We start from the raw sequence: 16,742 nt of genomic DNA, 5'->3' as shown, positions 1-16,742 counted from the left end.
GAGGGCCGGAGTGGAGTGGACCGGGCGGGTTTGAAATAATCGGTTGTTTTTTATGGATTTTTATGTCGGAGGCAAACTTGGAGCGTTGGCAGGCGCGGGCCGGAAGGCCGTTGATCATGGGCATTTTGAACGCGACCCCGGATAGCTTCTCCGATGGTGGGCGATTTCTGGACCTGGAGCGGGCCTTGGCCCAGGCCGCGCGGATGGCGGACGAGGGTGCGGATATCATCGATATCGGCGGCGAATCCACCCGGCCCGGTGCCGACCCGGTGCCGGTGGCCGTGCAAATCGAACGGGTGGTGCCGATTGTCCGGGCCATTCGCGGAAAATTATCCCCGGAGCTTGCCATCAGTATCGATACCACATGGAGCGCCGTGGCCGAAGCGGCTTTGGACGCCGGGGCCGATATGATTAACGATGTCGCGGCGGGCCGGGATGATCCTGGGATATTGGCGCTCGCGGCCCGTAGGAATGTCCCCATCGCCTTGATGCATATGCAAGGTGCGCCGAAAACCATGCAGGATAACCCTGGTTATGGCGATGTGGTGGCGGAGGTGCTGGGGTTTTTGGAAACGCGGATCGAGGCGGCGCTCACTGCGGGTATTCCGCCAGATAATATTATCCTCGATCCCGGTATCGGCTTCGGTAAGCGGCGGGAAGATAATCTGAGGCTACTGGCGGGACTGGGGCGGTTGGTGGCGACCGGCCATACCGTATTGCTGGGGACCAGCCGCAAGCGCTTCATGGGGGCGATCTGCGGGGAAACCCGGCCGGACCAGTTGCTCGGGGCCACGGTGGCGACCACGGCCTGGGGCGTGGCGCAGGGAGTGGGGATATTCCGGGTCCACGATGTCAGGGAGAACCGCCAGGCCGCCGATGTCGCCGCAGCCATCCTGGCGGCGGGAATATAAAGCTTCCCGCCGGGATTCCAGGCCAGGACTAGGCGGCTTGCACCGGGATGGCGTTGCTGGTGCGGACGATACGGTTATCCGGGTCCACATAGACCAGGGTCGGCTGATAATCCGATAACTCGTGCTGCGCGAGTATCGCGTAGGCGCAGATAATCAGAATATCGCCGGGGGCCGCCAACCGCGCCGCCGCGCCATTGACCGAAATGATGCCGGAACCGTTTTCCGCCCGGATGGCATAGGTGGTGAAGCGTTCCCCGTTGTTCACATTGTAAATCTGAATCTGCTCGTATTCCCGGATGCCCGAGGTTTCCAGCAATAAGCCATCGATGGCGCAGGAACCTTCGTATTCGAGTTCCGAATGGGTTACGCGGGCGCGATGTATTTTGGCTTTCAGCATCGTCGATTGCATGGGGTAACTCTTCTGTGCGATGGCAAATCGGATATTTTCCAGAAATCCGCCGTCCATCACAACCGCTCTGGAGCGACACTGATATTTCCCGCGGCGGGTCCGGGGCGGACGGAAAATACCGTCGCTTCGGCGGGGATGCCGAAATCCAAGGGCCAGGGAGGACGAATTCTGGGCACCATCGCGGCTTGATCCGGGCGGTTGTATCGATGGGAGCCGCGCGTCCATGGCCTGGATTCCGGCGCTCCCTGCCGGAATGACGCTAGGTGCGGTCGCTTTGGGTCCAAATCGGGAATGGCCGGCGCTGTACGTCCATGGCTGTGGGCGCAACCAGATTCCGGTAAGCTTAGGCCGGAGGGGCACCGCCCCCGCCCGTCCCCGCCCGCGCGGGGCGTTGTTTTTTTGGAAAATGTCCATTCGGGAGATTCGAGCTATGGGTATCGGTATTCAGGAACTGTTGGTCGTGCTGGTCATCGTGCTGCTGCTGTTCGGCACCAAGAAGCTGCGGAACCTCGGCGGCGATCTGGGATCGGCGATCAAGAGCTTCCGCAACGCCATGAGCGAGGGCGAGGACGACAAGCCTGCCGCGCATGCCGCCGCCGAGAAGAAGGACGCGGACAAGGACGCGGGCTGACGGAATCAAGGCCATGTTCGATATCGGCTTTTCGGAATTGGTGTTGGTGGGCGTGGTGGCGCTGTTGGTGTTCGGGCCGGAGCGCCTGCCACGGGTGGCGCGGGAGGCGGGGCTGTGGATCAGGAAGGCCCGTTCCATGGTGGCCTCGGTGAAATCGGAAATCGACCACGAATTGCAGTTGCAGGAATTGCAGCAGACTTTGCGCGAGCAGAAGCAAAAGTTGCAACAGGAAGGCCGCGCCTATGTGGAGGGCGTGACCGCCACGGGCAAGGAGGCGGCTGCCAAGCCGTTGCCCGACAAGTCCCCGGCCACCGACGCCGACCATGGGGGGCACAGCGATGGCCCAGCCTGACTTCGACGATGGCGGTGGTCTTGAACAGCCGTTCATTTCCCATCTGGTCGAACTCCGCAACCGGCTGATCCGCTGCATCGTGGTGGTGTTGCTGGTGTTTTCCGGGCTGTCGTTCAAGGCCAACGAGATTTACGCCTTCGTGGCGGGACCGTTGGTCGAACATATGCCCGCCGGGTCGCAGATGATCGCCACCGGGGTGGCTTCGCCGTTCTTCGCGCCGTTCAAGCTGGCCTTGGTGGTGTCGGTGTTCGCGAGCATGCCGTTCATCCTCCACCAAGCCTGGGCCTTCATCGCGCCGGGGCTATACCGGCATGAAAAGCGCTTCGCCCTGCCCTTGCTGGTCGCCAGCATCCTGTTGTTCTATGGGGGGATGGCGTTCGCCTATTTCCTGGTGTTTCCGGTCATTTTCCAGTTCATGATCATGACCACGCCGCCGGGCGTGACCATGATGACCGATATCACCCAGTATTTGGATTTCGTGCTGGCCTTGTTCTTCGCCTTCGGGGTGTCGTTCGAGGTACCCATCGCCACGATTTTGCTGGTCGCGACCGGCATCATGACCCGCGAGAACATCGCCGATAAGCGGCCCTATGCCGTCGTGCTGGCCTTCGTGGTCGGCATGGTGCTGACGCCGCCGGACGTGGTGTCGCAGACGATGCTGGCAGTGCCGATTTGGATGCTGTTCGAGTTGGGGCTGGTGTTCTCGCGCTTGTTCGTGCCCAAGTCGGTATCGGCCATCGAGGATCAAACCGAAGCCGACGCCCCATGATCCTGCTGTTTACCGATTTCGGGGCGGAAGGGCCGTATCTGGGCCAGATGGAGGCCGTGTTGCGGCGGGAGGCGCCGGGCGTCTCTGTCATCAACCTGTTGAGCGATGCGCCCACCGGCGACCCGTGCCGCAGTGCCTATCTGCTGGCCGCGTTGTGCCGCTATTTCCCCGAGGACAGCGTGTTCCTGGGCGTGGTCGATCCGGGCGTGGGCGGGGCGCGCGCGCCGGTGGTGTTGAGGGCAGATGGGCGCTGGTTCGTGGGGCCGGACAACGGCCTTTTCAATACGGTCGCGCTCCAGGCGGGCGATGGTGAATGGCGGCGCATCGATTGGCGGCCCGAACGGCTGTCGATGAGTTTCCATGGCAGGGATTTGTTCGCGCCCATCGCGGCCCGGATCGCCCTGGGCGATTGGGCTTGGGAGGGCACGCCGTATGCGGGGCCGGATGGGGCCGGGTGGCCGCTGGATTGGCCCGAGATCATCTATTGCGACCACTACGGCAACGCCATCACCGGCATCCGCCACCGCGCCGACCTGGACGGGCTGGATTTGTGGGTGGATGGGAAACGCATCCCCCAGGCGGGCACCTTCTGCGAAGTGCCGGAAGGCGCGGCGCTGTGGTACCGCAATTCCATGGACCTGGTCGAAATCGCGGTCAACCGGGGCCGGGCCGACCGGGCGCTGGGTCTGGCCGTGGGCGCGGGCGTCGCTTTCTCCGCGCCATAAAAAAGCCCCGCGCCAGGCGGGGCTTCTTCGTCTCGGGTCCAGGGCTTACTTGACCCGCACCAGTTCCTTCCCATCGCTATCGAAGTGGCAGATGCCCGCCGCGAAATAGCCGCATTCCTCGGATTGGTCGATCTTGGCGCCGTCCGCGCTCAGATGGATGCTCAGCGTGCAGTAATGGGCCTCGCTGGGAATCTGCTTCTTCACCACCAGCTCGTTGGCGCTCACTTGCTTGGCGTCGTCGGAGATCGAGGCGGAGCAGGCTTTGCCGCCTTGTTCGCCGCTGTTCGGCTCGAAGTCGATGTCGGTGGTGACGGAAACGTCCTCGCCGATCTTAGTGATTTTCAGGTGATGGACGTGGTTGCCATCGCGCAGTACGTAGTGTTCGGTGGAAGCGGACGCGCCGCCGGAAACCAGCATCGCCACGGCCAGGAACAAACTCTTCTTCATGGTCTTACCTTTCTTTCGATAAATGGATTGTTGTGGGGGCGGCGGGTCGGCCCGCCGCCGGTATTAGTCGCGCAGCAATTCGTTGATGCCCACTTTGCCGCGGGTTTTTTCGTCCACCTGCTTGATGATGACCGCGCAGTAGAGGCTGTGGCTGCCATCCTTCGCCGGCAGGTTGCCGGACACTACCACAGAGCCAGCAGGGATTCGACCATAAGTAACCTCGCCGGTCATGCGGTTGTAAATCTTGGTGCTTTGGCCGATGTAGACGCCCATGGAAATCACCGAGCCTGCTTCGACCACCACGCCTTCGACCACTTCCGAACGCGCCCCGATGAAGCAGTTGTCTTCGATGATGGTGGGACCGGCCTGCAAGGGTTCCAGCACGCCGCCGATGCCGACGCCGCCGGAGAGGTGGACGTTCTTGCCGATTTGGGCGCAGGAACCGACCGTGGCCCAGGTATCGACCATGGTGCCGGCATCGACGAACGCGCCGATGTTGACGAAGGAGGGCATCAGGATCACGTTGGGGCCGATGTAGGAGCCGCGACGCACCACCGCGCCCGGCACGGCGCGCGCGCCCTGGGCCTTGAATTCGGCCTCGCCGAACTGGGCGAACTTGGGTTCGACCTTGTCGTAGTAGCGCAGGTCGCCTTCGCCGATGACGCGGTTGTCGTTGATGCGGAAGGACAGCAGCACGGCTTTCTTGAGCCATTGGTTGACGACCCAGTGGCCGTCGATTTTCTCGGCGACGCGGCGCTGGCCGCTGTCGAGGAGGTGGAGGGATTCTTGGATGGCTTCGCGGATTTCGGCGCTGACCGTGGTGGGGGAGATTTCGGCGCGGTTGTCGAAGGCTTGGTCGATGGTGGTTTCTAGGTTGGACATGGGTGCTTGCTTGCGGTTGATGATGGGGGTTTTAGGGGAGTTGGAAGAGGCGCTTGATCCAGTCTATAAATGGATCGGCTAATGGAGAATCCGGGTCTAGATAGCGTTCCATAATCGCTCGTCCCATTGGAATGCCGGGGTCTTTTTGCCACGCCAACCATGTATACATTTCGGCTTTGGCCGAGCGGGCTTTGGGAAATTTTTGCAGTTCGTTTGGTAAGTCGGCAACAACGCGCTTGGCATGAAGCCATAGCGGATTGGTTTCGGGGTCAGGGACTAAATGGGCAACGAAGTTCTCCAATATCCCTGTGGTTTCATTGTTTGGCATCAGCCAAACACCTAACCGCTTTCGCCCGGAAAGGATGCATCCTTGTGGTAATGGAGAATCTGGGATTTCGGTATATTTTAACGAGACGAGAAGGGTATGGATGTCGCGCCAGCGAGAGTCCAGATTTGTGTCGGTGTCTACGATGATGCCTATGGTTTCGACGTGTTCGACATCGAGTTCAATATCTAGGCCGTCTCGCAACTCTTCATAGCTGCCTTTTTCTTTTATCCCGAAAACGTTTTTTGGGATTTTTCTTTTTTGAAATAAGCTGCACAGCACATGGAAGTCGTTGCTACCTTCTACTAATAATTGTCCCGGCAGATGTTTTCCATATTCCAATAGGTTCCGGCTCATCTAGCGAACCTCTACGCCTTGCCGGGTCGCGATCTCCAAGCGCCGCTCATCATAATTAATGGCTTCAATCCCGCTGCTATCCCTTTTCCGCTGTAGGCGGATTAGCATTGCCTCTTCGTTTTGGTCTTCTTCGGCGGCTTCTTGGAAGGCTTCGACGCAGTCCCAGCTATGGGTGGTGGCGAAGACTCGAATATTGCGTTGATTTGCTATCCTAAAAACCATCCGCCAAATTTCAGTCTGTGCGGAGTAATGGAGGCCGGTTTCAAACTCATCGACAAGTAAAAAGCCGTCGTCGCAATTTACCATTGCTAAAGCCAAGCCAAGCGATTTAGTTGCTCCTTCTCCTAAGCTTGCAAGAGGAAGTGTTTCGTCTTGGTCTTCAACTCTTGCTATTGGAAATCTTGTTTTGTCAGGTTGATGTTCACCTTTAAATGTCAGACGTTTGATTTTTTGATCAATAATCCGTAGGGCTTCAATAATGTTATCTTCAGAATCGGTTAGAGCTACTGCGTCCCAATAGCTGCTTAAAGCTTGCCAAGGAAGTCCGCTGGTTGGTATTAGAATTGATTTGTTTTCAAGGGATGCGGATATGGTCAAAGATTCTATTTGATCTTTTTGCGGATAAGGAAGCCAGTTATTGAAAAAGGTTCCGGCTTGGTCGCCAGTGACATAAACGATTGGACGTAAATTGAGATAATTTTGAAAACTCTCTCCTCCGAATTCATCCAAGGATAATTTCATCTGTTCTTCGTTAAGGCGCAAAAAAGCGGGCTTTTCTATTTTTTTTGGGCGACCAAAAAAGAGCTTTCTAAACGCTTCTGATTGTTCTTTAGCTTCTATTTGTGTTACGTAGACTGATGGAATCGAACCCGGCGCTTTATAGCTTGCTAATTCATTTCGGTCATAAAGTATTTTCTGAATTATCCGTACATCGGCCTTGGTTGTTAATATCCACAACGCCTCCAACAAAGCCGTCTTCCCCACACTATTCCTCCCCACAATCAAATTCACCCGCCCCAGTTTCTCGATCACCAGATGCTCGAAACAACGGAAGTTCTTGATTTCCAGGGAATCCAAATGCAGGTCGCTCATGGCTTTGTCCTCATCCAAGGGCGCGGACGAACTCGGCGATTCGGTGCGCCGCCTCCACGCATTCATTCAATGGCGCGACCAAGGCCATGCGCACATGCCCCCGGCCTGGATTGATCCCATGCGCCTCCCGCGACAAATAACCGCCCGGCAACACCGTCACGTTCTGCTGGGCGAATAAGCCTTGCGCGAACGCCTGTTCGTCGCCCGGCGTCCGCGGCCACAGGTAAAACCCGGCGGGCGGCACCGTAACGTCCAGCACAGTCTTGAGGATGTCATGCACGGCGGCGAACTTGCGCCGGTAGAGGGCGCGGTTTTCCACCACATGCGCTTCGTCGCGCCAGGCCGCGAGGCTGGCGTGCTGGACCGGCAGCGACAAGGCGCAGCCGTGATAGGTGCGGTAGAGCAGGTATTGCTTGAGAATGGCCGCATCACCCGCCACGAAACCGGAACGCAACCCCGGCGCGTTCGAGCGCTTCGATAGGCTATGGAACACCACGCAGCGCTCGAACTGGGTGTTGCCCATGGCGTAGGCCGCGCCCAATAAACCGGGTGGCGGCGCGGACTCGTCGGCGTAAAGTTCGGAATAGCATTCGTCCGAGGCGATGATGAAGCCGTAGCGGCTGGATAGCTCCATCAGTTGGCGCAGGGTGGCGGTATCGATCACCGCGCCGGTGGGATTGCCCGGCGAGCAGAGATAAAGCAATTGGCAACGCGCCCACACCGCCTCCGGCACCGCGTCGAAATCGGGTCGATAACCCGTCTCCCGCGTGGTGTTCAGGAAATACGGCTCGGCCCCGGCCAGCAGCGCCGCGCCTTCGTAAATCTGATAGAACGGGTTCGGCATCAGCACCCAGGGCCGTTCACGCGGATCGACCACGCATTGCGCGAAGGAAAACAGCGCCTCGCGGGTGCCCGCGCAGGGCAGCACATGGCGTTCGGGATCGACCGCGGCGGTGGGCAGGCTGAAGCGCCGCGCCAGCCAGTCGGCGATGCCTTGGCGCAATTCGGGAATGCCCTTGCTGGCCGGATAATTCGTCAGGCCGCCCAAATGGGCGATCAAGGTTTCGGTAATCAGGGCCGGGGTGGGATGTTGCGGTTCGCCGATGGACCAGGCGATATGGGGCTTGTCGGCAGGGGGCGCGATGCCGTGTTTGAGTTGCGCCAGTTTCTCGAAAGGATAGGGCTGTAGGGCTTGCAGGTGTGGATTCATGCCGATGATTTCTGGGTTTTCCAAGGGCTTGGATATAAGCGGGGCATAGTATAGGGGATGCGGGGTGGGGTTCCAATGGCAAGGGCCGGTGCCTGGATTATATGGAAGGAGGTCCGGTATGTCCTTCCGGGGTTGGAATCCGTGCGCTCCTTGGATTTTTTAGGCTTGGCGGGACAGGTCTTCCCGGCGGTGTGGCGGTTGTTGTCGGATCATGCCAAGTCGGACGCTCAAACTGTGTTATGGTGGACGTGGCGGATATGAGGCGGGAGATATGGAGCCGGGACAATCTTGCCGGACTCCTAGTGTCCCGCGCCGTCCGCGCGGTATATTCATAACGTCCGATATGGGAGTCGATATGTATAGTGTTGATTTGAAGAATAACTATAGCCTCGCGGTATTCATGGACGATGGCAACCGCCTCATCGGCCCGCATGAGATATTTCCGGGCTGGGGAACCCATCGCTTGAATATCACGGGGATGGGGGATTTGACGTTTTTCGACCTGGGGGATTATAAGATAGCCAGGTTTACCAATAAGGATATTCCCTGGACCCTCCAAACCTGGGGGGGCTTGATCCGCTATCGGGGGCAGGAAGCGTATTTCCGCTATGAAGGCAACGGCGTCGTTAATGTCGAACTGGACCGCTGGGGCGGGGTCAAGCTGAACTTCCCGCAGGGTGGCATGATGGTCCGCTTGGAGGATTTGGTCGTGGTCTGAGGCGGGCCGCGGGCGGAAGGGTACGCGGCGCGTACCCTTCCTGGGTTTTGGACGGAGGGATTAGAGGCCCAGTTTGGACAACAGGAACGGCAACACCTCGTCCAGCGCGATTTCGATGGCTTCGGCATCGCGGCGGCCCTTGTACTCGGCGCGGCCCTTTTCCAACAGGCGGTCGCTCAGCACCACCCGGTGCGGGACGCCGATCAATTCCAGGTCGGCGAACATGACGCCGGGCCGGGCCTTGCGGTCGTCCAGCAGCACGTCGAAGCCCTTCTTGCGTAGCACGCCGTAGAGATGCTCGGCGGCTTCTTGCAGTTTGGGCGAGGTGTGCATGTTGATGGGCGCGATGGCGATCTGGAACGGGGCCAGGGCTTCCGGCCAGAGGATGCCGCGCTCGTCGTGGTTCTGTTCGATGGCGGCGGCGACCACGCGGGACACGCCGATGCCGTAGCAACCCATGATGAGGACTTGGCTGGAGCCTTTCTCGTTCAGCACCGTGGCTTGCAGCGCCTCGCTATAGCGGGTGCCGAGCTGGAAGATATGGCCGACCTCGATGCCGCGGGCGATCCGCAAACGACCTGCGCCGTCCGGGCTGGGGTCGCCCTCGGCCACCAGGCGCAAATCGGCGACCGGGGGCAGGGCGGCGTCGCGGTCCCAGTTGGTCCCGGTGTAATGCTTGCCGTCCTGGTTCGCGCCGCAGACGAAGTTCACCAGATGGGCCGCGCTCCGGTCCGCGAACACGGGGATCGAAAGGCCGATGGGCCCGAGCGAACCGGGGGCGCAACCGGCGGCTTCCCGCACTTCGGCGTCGCTGGCGAATTGCAGCGGATAGGCCACGGCTGCCAGCTTGGTGGCCTTGACCGGGTTCAATTCGTGGTCGCCGCGCAGCAGCAAGGCCACGACCCCGCCTTCGGCCCCCTTGACCAGCAGGGTCTTGAGGCAACGGCTGGGCGAAACCTTCAGGAAGGCGCTGATTTCGTCGATGCTGTGCTGGCCGGGGGTGTCCACCAGGGCCAGGGTTTGCGGCTCCTCGGCGGGCAGCGGCAGGGCCAAAGCTTCGGCCATTTCCACATTGGCGGCGTAATCGCTGGCGTCGGAAAAGGCGATGGCGTCCTCGCCCGAATCGGCTAGCACATGGAATTCATGCGACATGCTGCCGCCGATGGCCCCGGTGTCGGCCAGTACCGGGCGGAATTCGAGGCCCAGCCGTTGGAAGATGCGCGAATAGGCCGCGTGCATCTGGTCGTAGGTGTCTTGCAGCGATTCCTTATCGAGGTGGAAGGAATAGGCGTCCTTCATCAGGAATTCGCGGGCACGCATCACGCCGAAACGGGGCCGCACCTCGTCGCGGAATTTGGTCTGGATTTGGTAATAGTTGACCGGAACCTGCTTGTAGCTCTTGAGTTCGTGGCGCACCAAATCGGTGATGATTTCCTCGTGGGTCGGTCCCAGGCAGAATTCGCGCTCGTGGCGGTCCTTGAGGCGGCACAGTTCCGGGCCGAATTTCTGCCAGCGGCCCGACTCCTGCCACAGTTCCGCCGGTTGCACGGCGGGCATCAGGATTTCCAGGGCGCCGGCCCGGTCCATTTCTTCGCGGACCACGGTTTCGACCTTGCGGAGCACTTTCAGCCCCAGGGGCAGCCAGTTGTAAAGCCCCGCGGCCAGTTTGCGGATCAACCCGGCCCGGAGCATCAGCTGGTGGCTGACGACCTCGGCGTCGGAGGGGGTTTCTTTGAGAGTGTTGAGCGGGAATTGACTGGTGCGCATGGTGGAACAGCTTGGTTGGGGGGCGGAATGGGTCGGTTATTGTAGCCGCTGGCGTCGTGGCGCGTCAGCTATGCAGCCGGGGCCAAACAGCGCGATGCGTGGCCGGGCTTGCATTCCGGGCGGCGATGTGGTCTTTTCCGCGTGGAACCTCCCGCATCCAGTGTCGAAGCGATTATGTGGCTGCAAAAAACCATCGTCCTGAAGTCCCGGTCCCGTGGATTTCACCTCGTCACCGAAGAACTCCTGGCCCAAATCCCCGAAATCCGGCGCATCCAGGTGGGTCTGGCGCATTTTTTCATCCAGCACACCTCGGCTTCCCTCACGCTCAACGAAAACGCCGATCCCAGCGTGCGCCGCGATCTGGAAACCCATCTGCGCCAACTGGTCCCGGACGGCGCCGCCCATTATGTCCACCGGCTGGAAGGCCCGGACGATATGCCCGCCCATATCAAAGCCAGCCTGTTGGGAGCGGCGGTCTCCATCCCCATCGGCGGTGGCGGTTTGCAACTCGGGACTTGGCAAGGCATCTATCTGGGCGAACACCGCGACCATGGCGGGCCGCGCTCGGTGGTCGCCACCCTCAACGGGGAAACCTTTTAACTCGGAACCGGCTATGAAACCCTATCGAGCATTGTTGTGGGCCTCGGCCCTGATGGCTTCCGCCGCGCTGGCGGGCGAACCGGCCCCGCCGGAAATGACCGTCTACCGCAGCCCGACCTGTGGCTGCTGCGGCAAATGGGTGGCGCAGATGAAGGCCCAGGGCTACGCCGTCAAGGACGTGGTGATCGATACCGTGGATAAGATCAAGGACGAACGCGGCGTACCCGACAACCTGCGCTCCTGCCACACCGCCCTGGTCGGCGGTTATGTGGTCGAGGGCCATGTGCCCGCCGCCGATATCCGGGACCTGCTCAAGCGCAAGCCCAGTACGGCGGGGCTGGCGGTGCCGGGCATGGTGGTGGGCAGCCCCGGCATGGAGATGGGCGGCAGGCAAGCGCCCTACGATGTCGTGGAGTTCGATCAAAAAGGCGGGGTGCGGGTCGCGCATGAGTACCGCCCGGATTGATTCCCGCGCCAGGGTGGCGGGCATCGCAATAGGGCGGGGCGGTCCGAGACCCCGCCGTTCCATAACCATTCTCGAGAAGGGAGCGCAATCATGCTGTTAGCCGGCGATGTGGGCGGGACCAAGACGGTCCTGGCCCAGTACGAAAAAAGCACCGAGGGCTTGGAACGGGTCCGCGAGCGGCTCTATCCCAGCGCGGACTATGCCTCCTTGGACGAGATCGTGGCCGATTTCCTCAGCGACCAGAGCGTGCCCTTGGAAGCCGCCTGTTTCGGGGTGGCGGGGCCGGTGATCGATGGCCGCTGCTACACCACCAACCTGCCGTGGACCATCGACGAGCGTTCCCTGGCGGCCACCACCGGCGTGGGCCGGGTCAAACTGCTGAATGATTTGCAGGCCATGGCCCTGGGGCTGTTGCGGCTCGGGCCGGAGGAATGGGCCGACCTCAATCCCGATGCCGAACCCGCCACCGGCAACCGCGCCGTGCTGGCCGCTGGCACCGGCCTGGGCGAGGCCATCCTGTACTGGGATGGGATGAACTACCACCCGGTGGCGACCGAGGGCGGCCATACCGATTTCGCGCCCAACGATGCTTTGGAAGATGGCCTCTTGGCCTATCTCCGTGAAAAACTGGGCGGGCATGTCAGCTATGAGCGCATCCTGTCGGGTCCGGGCATCGCCAATATCTACGCCTATCTGCGCGATAGCGGCCACGCCCCGGAATCCCCGGAACTGGCGGCGGCGCTGGCCGGCACCGACGACCCGGCCCGCGAAATCAGCCGTTGCGCCATGGAGCGGGGCGACGCCCTGGCGCGGGCCACGTTGCGGCTGTTCGCCCGCGTCTACGGGGCCGAGGCGGGCAATCTGGTGTTGAAGTGCCTGGCGCGGGGCGGGGTGCTGATCGGTGGCGGCATCGCCCCCAAAATCCTGGCCGCGTTGACCGACGGCGAATTCATGGAAGGCTTCTGCGCCAAGGGGCGGTTCGCGGGCTTCATGCGGACGGTGCCGGTGCGGGTGGCGTTGAATCCCAGCACGGGGCTGTTGGGGGCGGCGGACTACGCGGCGCGGTGTTTGCTGTAGGCGCGGAGGGCGCGGCTATCGACACCCAGGGCGTCCATGGACGCCCTTTTGTTTTGCTTGCGATTGCGGCGGAAGCTCAGTCATCGTCCCGGCCGTCCAGCCAATCGTCGAGGGTCAAGCCTTCGGGCTGGTGGCGGTCGGTGTCGGAATAGCCCAAGTCGTCGATTTCCATATCGTCGAAAGCCGCCGCCGCGTCCTCGGGGGCTTCGACCGGGACCAGGGTGGATTCGCGCCAGGACGCGAAATCGAAGCTATCGATATCGCCGCCGTCGAGTTGGATATCGATGGATTCGTTCTCGTCGTCCACCGCGACCACGCGGAAGGTCCGGCCGGTCTCGGCGTCTTGGAACCATTGTTCGGGCGAGGGGAGTAAATCGGTGGGCATGGTTTACACCTCCGGTAGGGTGGGCTGGAGGCCGGCCCCGCTCGGGCGCGGGGAGGGCTGGCCCGCATCTTTGGCGCTGTTCCCGCGCTTGTCAATGGGAGCCGACCAGGGCCACGATGCAATCCCGGAGGATTTGGCGCTGGGATTCCTGGCGCAAGGGGCGGTCCTCGGCGTCGGTGATGTAGAAGATGTCCTCGGCCCGGCTGCCGATGGTGGAAATCTTGGCGTTGTAGAGCCGGATGCCGCAGCGGGTGAAGGCCCGGCCCACCTTGGACAGCAGGCCGGGCCGGTCGGTGGCGACCAGTTCCAGGATGGTGTAGCGGTCCTGCGGGTCTTCGTGGAAATACAACTGGGTGGGCACGGTGAAGTGTTTGATCTGGCGCGATTCGCGGCGCTGGACCTGGATCGGCGCGTCGCCCGGGCGCTTCAGGCATTCCCGCAGCTTGGCGCAAATCTGCACCTGGCGCATTTGGTCGCGGATCGGTTCGCCGGTTTGTTCCAGGATGTGGTAGCTGTTCATCACCCGGCCACCACCCGCCGTGATGATCTTGGCGTCGAAGATGGTGAGGCCGAGTTGCTCCAGGACCGCCGTGCTGTGGGCGAAGATGAAGTCCTGATCCTGGGCGTAGATGAAGATTTCGGCGCTGCCCCGTTGGCTCACGGGGCGCAGCAGCACCAAGGGCAGGTCTTCGGGTCCGCAGAAGCTGATGGCGACCGTGTGCCAGGCGGCTTCCTCCGGCAGGTAGCGCAGGAAATATTCGTCGTTCAGCGTGTTCCACACCCGCTCGACGATGGGGTCGGGGATGCCCAGCTTGTGCAGCAGGACGCGGCTCTCGGCCTTGACCTGGGCGATTTTCTCGGCCTGCTCCAGGGGTTTGGTCAGGCCGCGCCGGAACACCCAACGGGTGGTGAGGTAAAGCTCCTTGAGCAGGGCGTCCTTCCAAGAATTCCACAGGTTCGGGTTGGTCGCCCGGATATCCGCCACGGTCAGGAGATAAAGATGGTCCAGCGTGGCTTGGCTACCCACGGCGGTGGCGAATTGGTGGATGATCTCGGGATCGTTGATATCCTTGCGCTGGGCGGTCATCGACATGATCAGATGGTGTTGGACCAGCCATTTGATGAGTTCGGTGTCGCGGGCGGAAATGCCGTGGCGCAGGCAGAATTCCTGGGCGATGGTCGCGCCCAGGGTCGAATGGTCCTCGCCGCTGCCCTTGGCGATATCGTGCATCAGGGCGGCGATGTAGAGGATTTCGGGTTTGGGGATCAGTTCGAACAACTCGGAGCAGAGTGGGTGGTCGGCGCGGTATTGAGCCAGGGAAAACCGCCGCAGGTTACGGATCACGAACAGCGTATGCTCGTCCACCGTATAGACGTGGAACAAATCGTATTGCATCCGCCCGACCACCCGCCCGAACGGCGGCAGGTAGGCGGCCAGGACGCCATAGCGGTTCATGCGCCGGAGTTGGTGGGTGATGCCGGTTTTTTGCCGCAGGATGGTCATGAACAAACGGCAGGCTTCCGGGTTGCGGCGGAAATCCTCGTCGATCAGGTAGAGATGCTGGCGGATCAGGCGGATGGTGGAGGCGCGGATGCCTTGCAGGCTGGTGTTCTGTTGCAACAGCAGGAAAATCTGGAGCAGCGCGAGCGGGTGCTTGCGGAACACGCCGGGGTCCAGCACCTCGACATAGCTGTTGACCGCCTGGAAATTCTCGTTGATCGGCAGGAAGACGAAATCCTCGTCGCGATGGAGGCAAACTTCCTTGAATAATTGCAGCAGCATTTCGTTCAGCCGCTCCAGGCCCATCACGGTGCGGAAATAGCGCTGCATGAAGCGCTCCACCGCCAGGTTGATGTCGGGGTCCATATAGCCGAATTGGCGGGCCAATTCCTTCTGGTACTCGAACAACAGCCGGTCTTCGCAGCGCTTGGTGAGGACGTGCAGGGCGAAGCGCACCTGCCATAGGAAATCCTGGGCCTGGGCCAGTTCGGTGTATTCGGCCTCGGTCAGCCAACCTTGGCGCAGCAAATCCTGCAAATTGCGGCTGTTGTAATGGCGCTTGATGATCCAGCCGATGATCTGGATATCGCGGAGTCCACCCGGCCCTTCCTTGATATTGGGTTCGAGGTTGTAGGCGGTGTCGTGGTATTTGGCGTAGCGGCCCGCTTGCTCGGCCATCTTGGCCTCGAAGAATTCCTTCGAGGGCCAAAGGTGGTCGGGACCGAGCCGCGAGGCCAGCGCCTCGAACAGCGTTTCCCGTCCATAGAGCAGCCGGGCTTCGGTCAGATTGGTGATGATGGTCTGGTCGCGTTCAGCGGCTTCCAGGCATTCCTCCACCGTGCGGACGCTCTGGGCCGGTTTCAGCCCGATATCCCATAGGAAATTGAGGAAGCCGGTCAGCGGTTGCTGATAATCGCGGTGGGTGATGGGGTCCGGCGGTTCCGGCGTGTCCAACAGGACCAGGATGTCGATGTCGGAATGGGGATGCAGTTCGCGGCGGCCATAGCCCCCGACCGCGATCAAGGCCAAGCGTCCGGCCAGGGGGCCGAGGAAATGGTGCCAGCCGTCGATGAGGATTTCGTCCAGGAAGTCCGAGCGGAGCCGGATCAATTCGGCGGCGGGGGTGCCGGCCCGGAACCAATCGACGAGTTCCGCGTGTTTGCGGCCTAGGCGGTCTTTGTAGGTTTTAATCAGGCCGGGGAGGTCAGGTACCGGTTGATTTGAGACGTTCTTGCTCAAACGATTCAGCCTCTTCGCGGCGTAGGGTCAGGATTTCATGGCCTTGGGCTGTCACCAGGAGGGTGTGTTCCCATTGGGCGGATAGGCTGTGGTCCTTGGTCACGGCGGTCCAGCCGTCGGGCAGGATTTTCACGTAGCGCTTGCCCAGGTTGATCATCGGCTCGATGGTGAAGATCATGCCCGGTTCCAGTTGGAGCCCGGTGCCCGGCTTGCCGTAATGCAGGACTTGGGGCTCTTCGTGGAATTCCTTGCCGATGCCATGGCCGCAGAATTCCTGCACCACCGAATAACCGTGGGACTCGGCATGGCGCTGGATGGCATGGCCGATATCGCCGAGATGGCCGCCGGGCCGGACCTGCTGGATGCCCAGGTACAAGGCTTCCTGGCACACGCGCATCAAGCGCTTGGCCCGGAGCGGCACCTCGCCCACCCCGAACATTTTGCTGGTGTCGCCATGGTAGCCGCTTTTAATGACCGTGATATCGATATTGACGATATCGCCGCTCTTCAGCTTCTTGGGACCGGGGATGCCGTGGCAGACCGTGTGGTTGACCGAGGTGCAGATCGATTTGGGGAAACCCCGGTAATTCAGCGGGGCCGGAATCACATGCTGCACATTGACCATGTAGTCATGGCAGATTTGATCCAGTTCTTCCGTGGTGACGCCGGGAACGATGAAGGGTTCGATCATGTCCAGCACTTCGGCGGCCAAGCGGCAGGCGTCGCGCATTTTTTCGATCTCAAGCGGGGATTTTAGGCTGATGCTCATGGGGGTGGTGTGGGGGATATTTTAATGTCGCACGCCGATGGGGCTGGGAACCGGGAAAGGGGGCGCGGATTGTTGAAGAAAGACGAGTATGGTATAAAGCGCTGCTATTT

Annotated in this window: 19 protein-coding genes; 9 read left to right on the top strand and 10 right to left on the bottom strand. The window is 61.0% G+C overall.

The window, feature by feature from the left end; translation table 11 throughout:
• The first annotated feature begins 62 nt into the window (after positions 1-62).
• Complete coding sequence (gene folP, locus B9N93_RS18855) at positions 63-911, top strand: dihydropteroate synthase (RefSeq protein ID WP_085215768.1); 849 nt, start codon at positions 63-65, stop codon at positions 909-911.
• A gap of 28 nt (positions 912-939) precedes the next feature.
• Here the strand turns inward: folP and panD are convergent, their stop codons facing one another.
• Entirely contained in the window at positions 940-1,320 is a 381-nt protein-coding gene (panD, locus tag B9N93_RS18850) for an aspartate 1-decarboxylase (protein WP_085216335.1), read from the bottom strand.
• A gap of 430 nt (positions 1,321-1,750) precedes the next feature.
• Here panD and tatA point away from each other — a divergent pair, with 430 nt between their 5' ends.
• Genes tatA through B9N93_RS18830 form a run of 4 tightly spaced genes read left to right on the top strand, consistent with a single transcriptional unit; the run spans position 1,751 to position 3,797 of the window.
• Positions 1,751-1,951: a twin-arginine translocase TatA/TatE family subunit gene (gene tatA, locus B9N93_RS18845; protein ID WP_085215767.1), complete on the top strand. Its 201-nt coding sequence runs from the start codon at positions 1,751-1,753 to the stop codon at positions 1,949-1,951.
• A gap of 13 nt (positions 1,952-1,964) precedes the next feature.
• A complete protein-coding gene (gene tatB / locus B9N93_RS18840; protein WP_085215766.1) occupies positions 1,965-2,303 on the top strand; it encodes a Sec-independent protein translocase protein TatB in 339 nt (112 codons plus the stop codon).
• Complete coding sequence (gene tatC / locus B9N93_RS18835; RefSeq protein ID WP_085215765.1) at positions 2,290-3,072, top strand: twin-arginine translocase subunit TatC; 783 nt, start codon at positions 2,290-2,292, stop codon at positions 3,070-3,072. Before tatB ends, tatC begins: the two co-directional genes overlap by 14 nt.
• Positions 3,069-3,797 carry an SAM hydrolase/SAM-dependent halogenase family protein gene (locus tag B9N93_RS18830; protein ID WP_085215764.1) on the top strand — a complete coding sequence of 243 codons (729 nt, stop codon included), beginning with the start codon at positions 3,069-3,071 and terminating at the stop codon, positions 3,795-3,797. Before tatC ends, B9N93_RS18830 begins: the two co-directional genes overlap by 4 nt.
• 45 nt (positions 3,798-3,842) lie before the next feature.
• Here the strand turns inward: B9N93_RS18830 and B9N93_RS18825 are convergent, their stop codons facing one another.
• The 5 genes from B9N93_RS18825 to dapC all read right to left on the bottom strand — a co-directional run bounded on the left by B9N93_RS18825 (position 3,843) and on the right by dapC (position 8,110).
• A complete protein-coding gene (locus B9N93_RS18825) occupies positions 3,843-4,244 on the bottom strand; it encodes a hypothetical protein (protein ID WP_085215763.1) in 402 nt (133 codons plus the stop codon).
• Between the two features lie 63 nt (positions 4,245-4,307).
• Positions 4,308-5,126: a 2,3,4,5-tetrahydropyridine-2,6-dicarboxylate N-succinyltransferase gene (dapD, locus tag B9N93_RS18820; protein ID WP_085215762.1), complete on the bottom strand. Its 819-nt coding sequence runs from the start codon at positions 5,124-5,126 to the stop codon at positions 4,308-4,310.
• A 31-nt stretch (positions 5,127-5,157) separates the two neighbouring features.
• Positions 5,158-5,808, bottom strand: coding sequence for a DUF3226 domain-containing protein (locus tag B9N93_RS24945; protein ID WP_125469058.1), 651 nt, complete (start codon positions 5,806-5,808; stop codon positions 5,158-5,160).
• Positions 5,809-6,900, bottom strand: coding sequence for an AAA family ATPase (locus B9N93_RS18815; protein ID WP_176225330.1), 1,092 nt, complete (start codon positions 6,898-6,900; stop codon positions 5,809-5,811).
• Between the two features lie 10 nt (positions 6,901-6,910).
• Positions 6,911-8,110 carry a succinyldiaminopimelate transaminase gene (gene dapC, locus B9N93_RS18810; protein ID WP_085215760.1) on the bottom strand — a complete coding sequence of 400 codons (1,200 nt, stop codon included), beginning with the start codon at positions 8,108-8,110 and terminating at the stop codon, positions 6,911-6,913.
• Positions 8,111-8,465: 355 nt separating this feature from the next.
• Here dapC and B9N93_RS18800 point away from each other — a divergent pair, with 355 nt between their 5' ends.
• On the top strand, positions 8,466-8,828 hold the full coding sequence (locus tag B9N93_RS18800; protein ID WP_085215758.1) for a hypothetical protein: 363 nt from the start codon (positions 8,466-8,468) through the stop codon (positions 8,826-8,828).
• Positions 8,829-8,888: 60 nt separating this feature from the next.
• Here B9N93_RS18800 and B9N93_RS18795 read toward each other — a convergent pair whose 3' ends face one another.
• Complete coding sequence (locus B9N93_RS18795; protein ID WP_085215757.1) at positions 8,889-10,595, bottom strand: proline--tRNA ligase; 1,707 nt, start codon at positions 10,593-10,595, stop codon at positions 8,889-8,891.
• Positions 10,596-10,769: 174 nt separating this feature from the next.
• Between B9N93_RS18795 and B9N93_RS18790 the strand changes: the two genes are divergently transcribed.
• The 3 genes from B9N93_RS18790 (at position 10,770) to glk (ending at position 12,738) form a co-directional block, all read left to right on the top strand.
• Positions 10,770-11,195, top strand: a complete 426-nt coding sequence (locus B9N93_RS18790) for a secondary thiamine-phosphate synthase enzyme YjbQ (protein WP_085215756.1) — start codon at positions 10,770-10,772, stop codon at positions 11,193-11,195.
• A 13-nt stretch (positions 11,196-11,208) separates the two neighbouring features.
• Positions 11,209-11,661: a DUF411 domain-containing protein gene (locus B9N93_RS18785; RefSeq protein ID WP_085215755.1), complete on the top strand. Its 453-nt coding sequence runs from the start codon at positions 11,209-11,211 to the stop codon at positions 11,659-11,661.
• 90 nt (positions 11,662-11,751) lie between these two features.
• On the top strand, positions 11,752-12,738 hold the full coding sequence (gene glk, locus B9N93_RS18780; RefSeq protein WP_085215754.1) for a glucokinase: 987 nt from the start codon (positions 11,752-11,754) through the stop codon (positions 12,736-12,738).
• Between the two features lie 76 nt (positions 12,739-12,814).
• Here the strand turns inward: glk and B9N93_RS18775 are convergent, their stop codons facing one another.
• From B9N93_RS18775 to map, 3 genes are all read right to left on the bottom strand, one after another.
• Positions 12,815-13,123, bottom strand: a complete 309-nt coding sequence (locus B9N93_RS18775; RefSeq protein ID WP_085215753.1) for a DUF6763 family protein — start codon at positions 13,121-13,123, stop codon at positions 12,815-12,817.
• 91 nt (positions 13,124-13,214) lie between these two features.
• On the bottom strand, positions 13,215-15,863 hold the full coding sequence (gene glnD, locus B9N93_RS18770; RefSeq protein WP_085215752.1) for a [protein-PII] uridylyltransferase: 2,649 nt from the start codon (positions 15,861-15,863) through the stop codon (positions 13,215-13,217).
• Positions 15,829-16,632 carry a type I methionyl aminopeptidase gene (gene map / locus B9N93_RS18765; RefSeq protein ID WP_085215751.1) on the bottom strand — a complete coding sequence of 268 codons (804 nt, stop codon included), beginning with the start codon at positions 16,630-16,632 and terminating at the stop codon, positions 15,829-15,831. Before map ends, glnD begins: the two co-directional genes overlap by 35 nt.
• Positions 16,633-16,742 lie beyond the last annotated feature (110 nt).

Origin of the sequence: Methylomagnum ishizawai, from assembly GCF_900155475.1 — a bacterium.
In the GTDB taxonomy this organism is placed as follows: Bacteria; Pseudomonadota; Gammaproteobacteria; order Methylococcales; family Methylococcaceae; genus Methylomagnum; species Methylomagnum ishizawai_A.
This window is presented reverse-complemented; position numbering and strand designations above follow the sequence as displayed.

Excerpts from the sequence above, each read along its gene's own strand:
- folP (WP_085215768.1), top strand. The coding sequence starts at position 63 with ATGTCGGAGGCAAACTTGGAGCGTTGGCAGGCGCGGGCCGGAAGGCCG.
- panD (WP_085216335.1), bottom strand. The coding sequence starts at position 1,320 with ATGCAATCGACGATGCTGAAAGCCAAAATACATCGCGCCCGCGTAACC.
- tatA (WP_085215767.1), top strand. The coding sequence starts at position 1,751 with ATGGGTATCGGTATTCAGGAACTGTTGGTCGTGCTGGTCATCGTGCTG.
- tatB (WP_085215766.1), top strand. The coding sequence starts at position 1,965 with ATGTTCGATATCGGCTTTTCGGAATTGGTGTTGGTGGGCGTGGTGGCG.
- tatC (WP_085215765.1), top strand. The coding sequence starts at position 2,290 with ATGGCCCAGCCTGACTTCGACGATGGCGGTGGTCTTGAACAGCCGTTC.
- B9N93_RS18830 (WP_085215764.1), top strand. The coding sequence starts at position 3,069 with ATGATCCTGCTGTTTACCGATTTCGGGGCGGAAGGGCCGTATCTGGGC.
- B9N93_RS18825 (WP_085215763.1), bottom strand. The coding sequence starts at position 4,244 with ATGAAGAAGAGTTTGTTCCTGGCCGTGGCGATGCTGGTTTCCGGCGGC.
- dapD (WP_085215762.1), bottom strand. The coding sequence starts at position 5,126 with ATGTCCAACCTAGAAACCACCATCGACCAAGCCTTCGACAACCGCGCC.
- B9N93_RS24945 (WP_125469058.1), bottom strand. The coding sequence starts at position 5,808 with ATGAGCCGGAACCTATTGGAATATGGAAAACATCTGCCGGGACAATTA.
- B9N93_RS18815 (WP_176225330.1), bottom strand. The coding sequence starts at position 6,900 with ATGAGCGACCTGCATTTGGATTCCCTGGAAATCAAGAACTTCCGTTGT.
- dapC (WP_085215760.1), bottom strand. The coding sequence starts at position 8,110 with ATGAATCCACACCTGCAAGCCCTACAGCCCTATCCTTTCGAGAAACTG.
- B9N93_RS18800 (WP_085215758.1), top strand. The coding sequence starts at position 8,466 with ATGTATAGTGTTGATTTGAAGAATAACTATAGCCTCGCGGTATTCATG.
- B9N93_RS18795 (WP_085215757.1), bottom strand. The coding sequence starts at position 10,595 with ATGCGCACCAGTCAATTCCCGCTCAACACTCTCAAAGAAACCCCCTCC.
- B9N93_RS18790 (WP_085215756.1), top strand. The coding sequence starts at position 10,770 with ATGTGGCTGCAAAAAACCATCGTCCTGAAGTCCCGGTCCCGTGGATTT.
- B9N93_RS18785 (WP_085215755.1), top strand. The coding sequence starts at position 11,209 with ATGAAACCCTATCGAGCATTGTTGTGGGCCTCGGCCCTGATGGCTTCC.
- glk (WP_085215754.1), top strand. The coding sequence starts at position 11,752 with ATGCTGTTAGCCGGCGATGTGGGCGGGACCAAGACGGTCCTGGCCCAG.
- B9N93_RS18775 (WP_085215753.1), bottom strand. The coding sequence starts at position 13,123 with ATGCCCACCGATTTACTCCCCTCGCCCGAACAATGGTTCCAAGACGCC.
- map (WP_085215751.1), bottom strand. The coding sequence starts at position 16,632 with ATGAGCATCAGCCTAAAATCCCCGCTTGAGATCGAAAAAATGCGCGAC.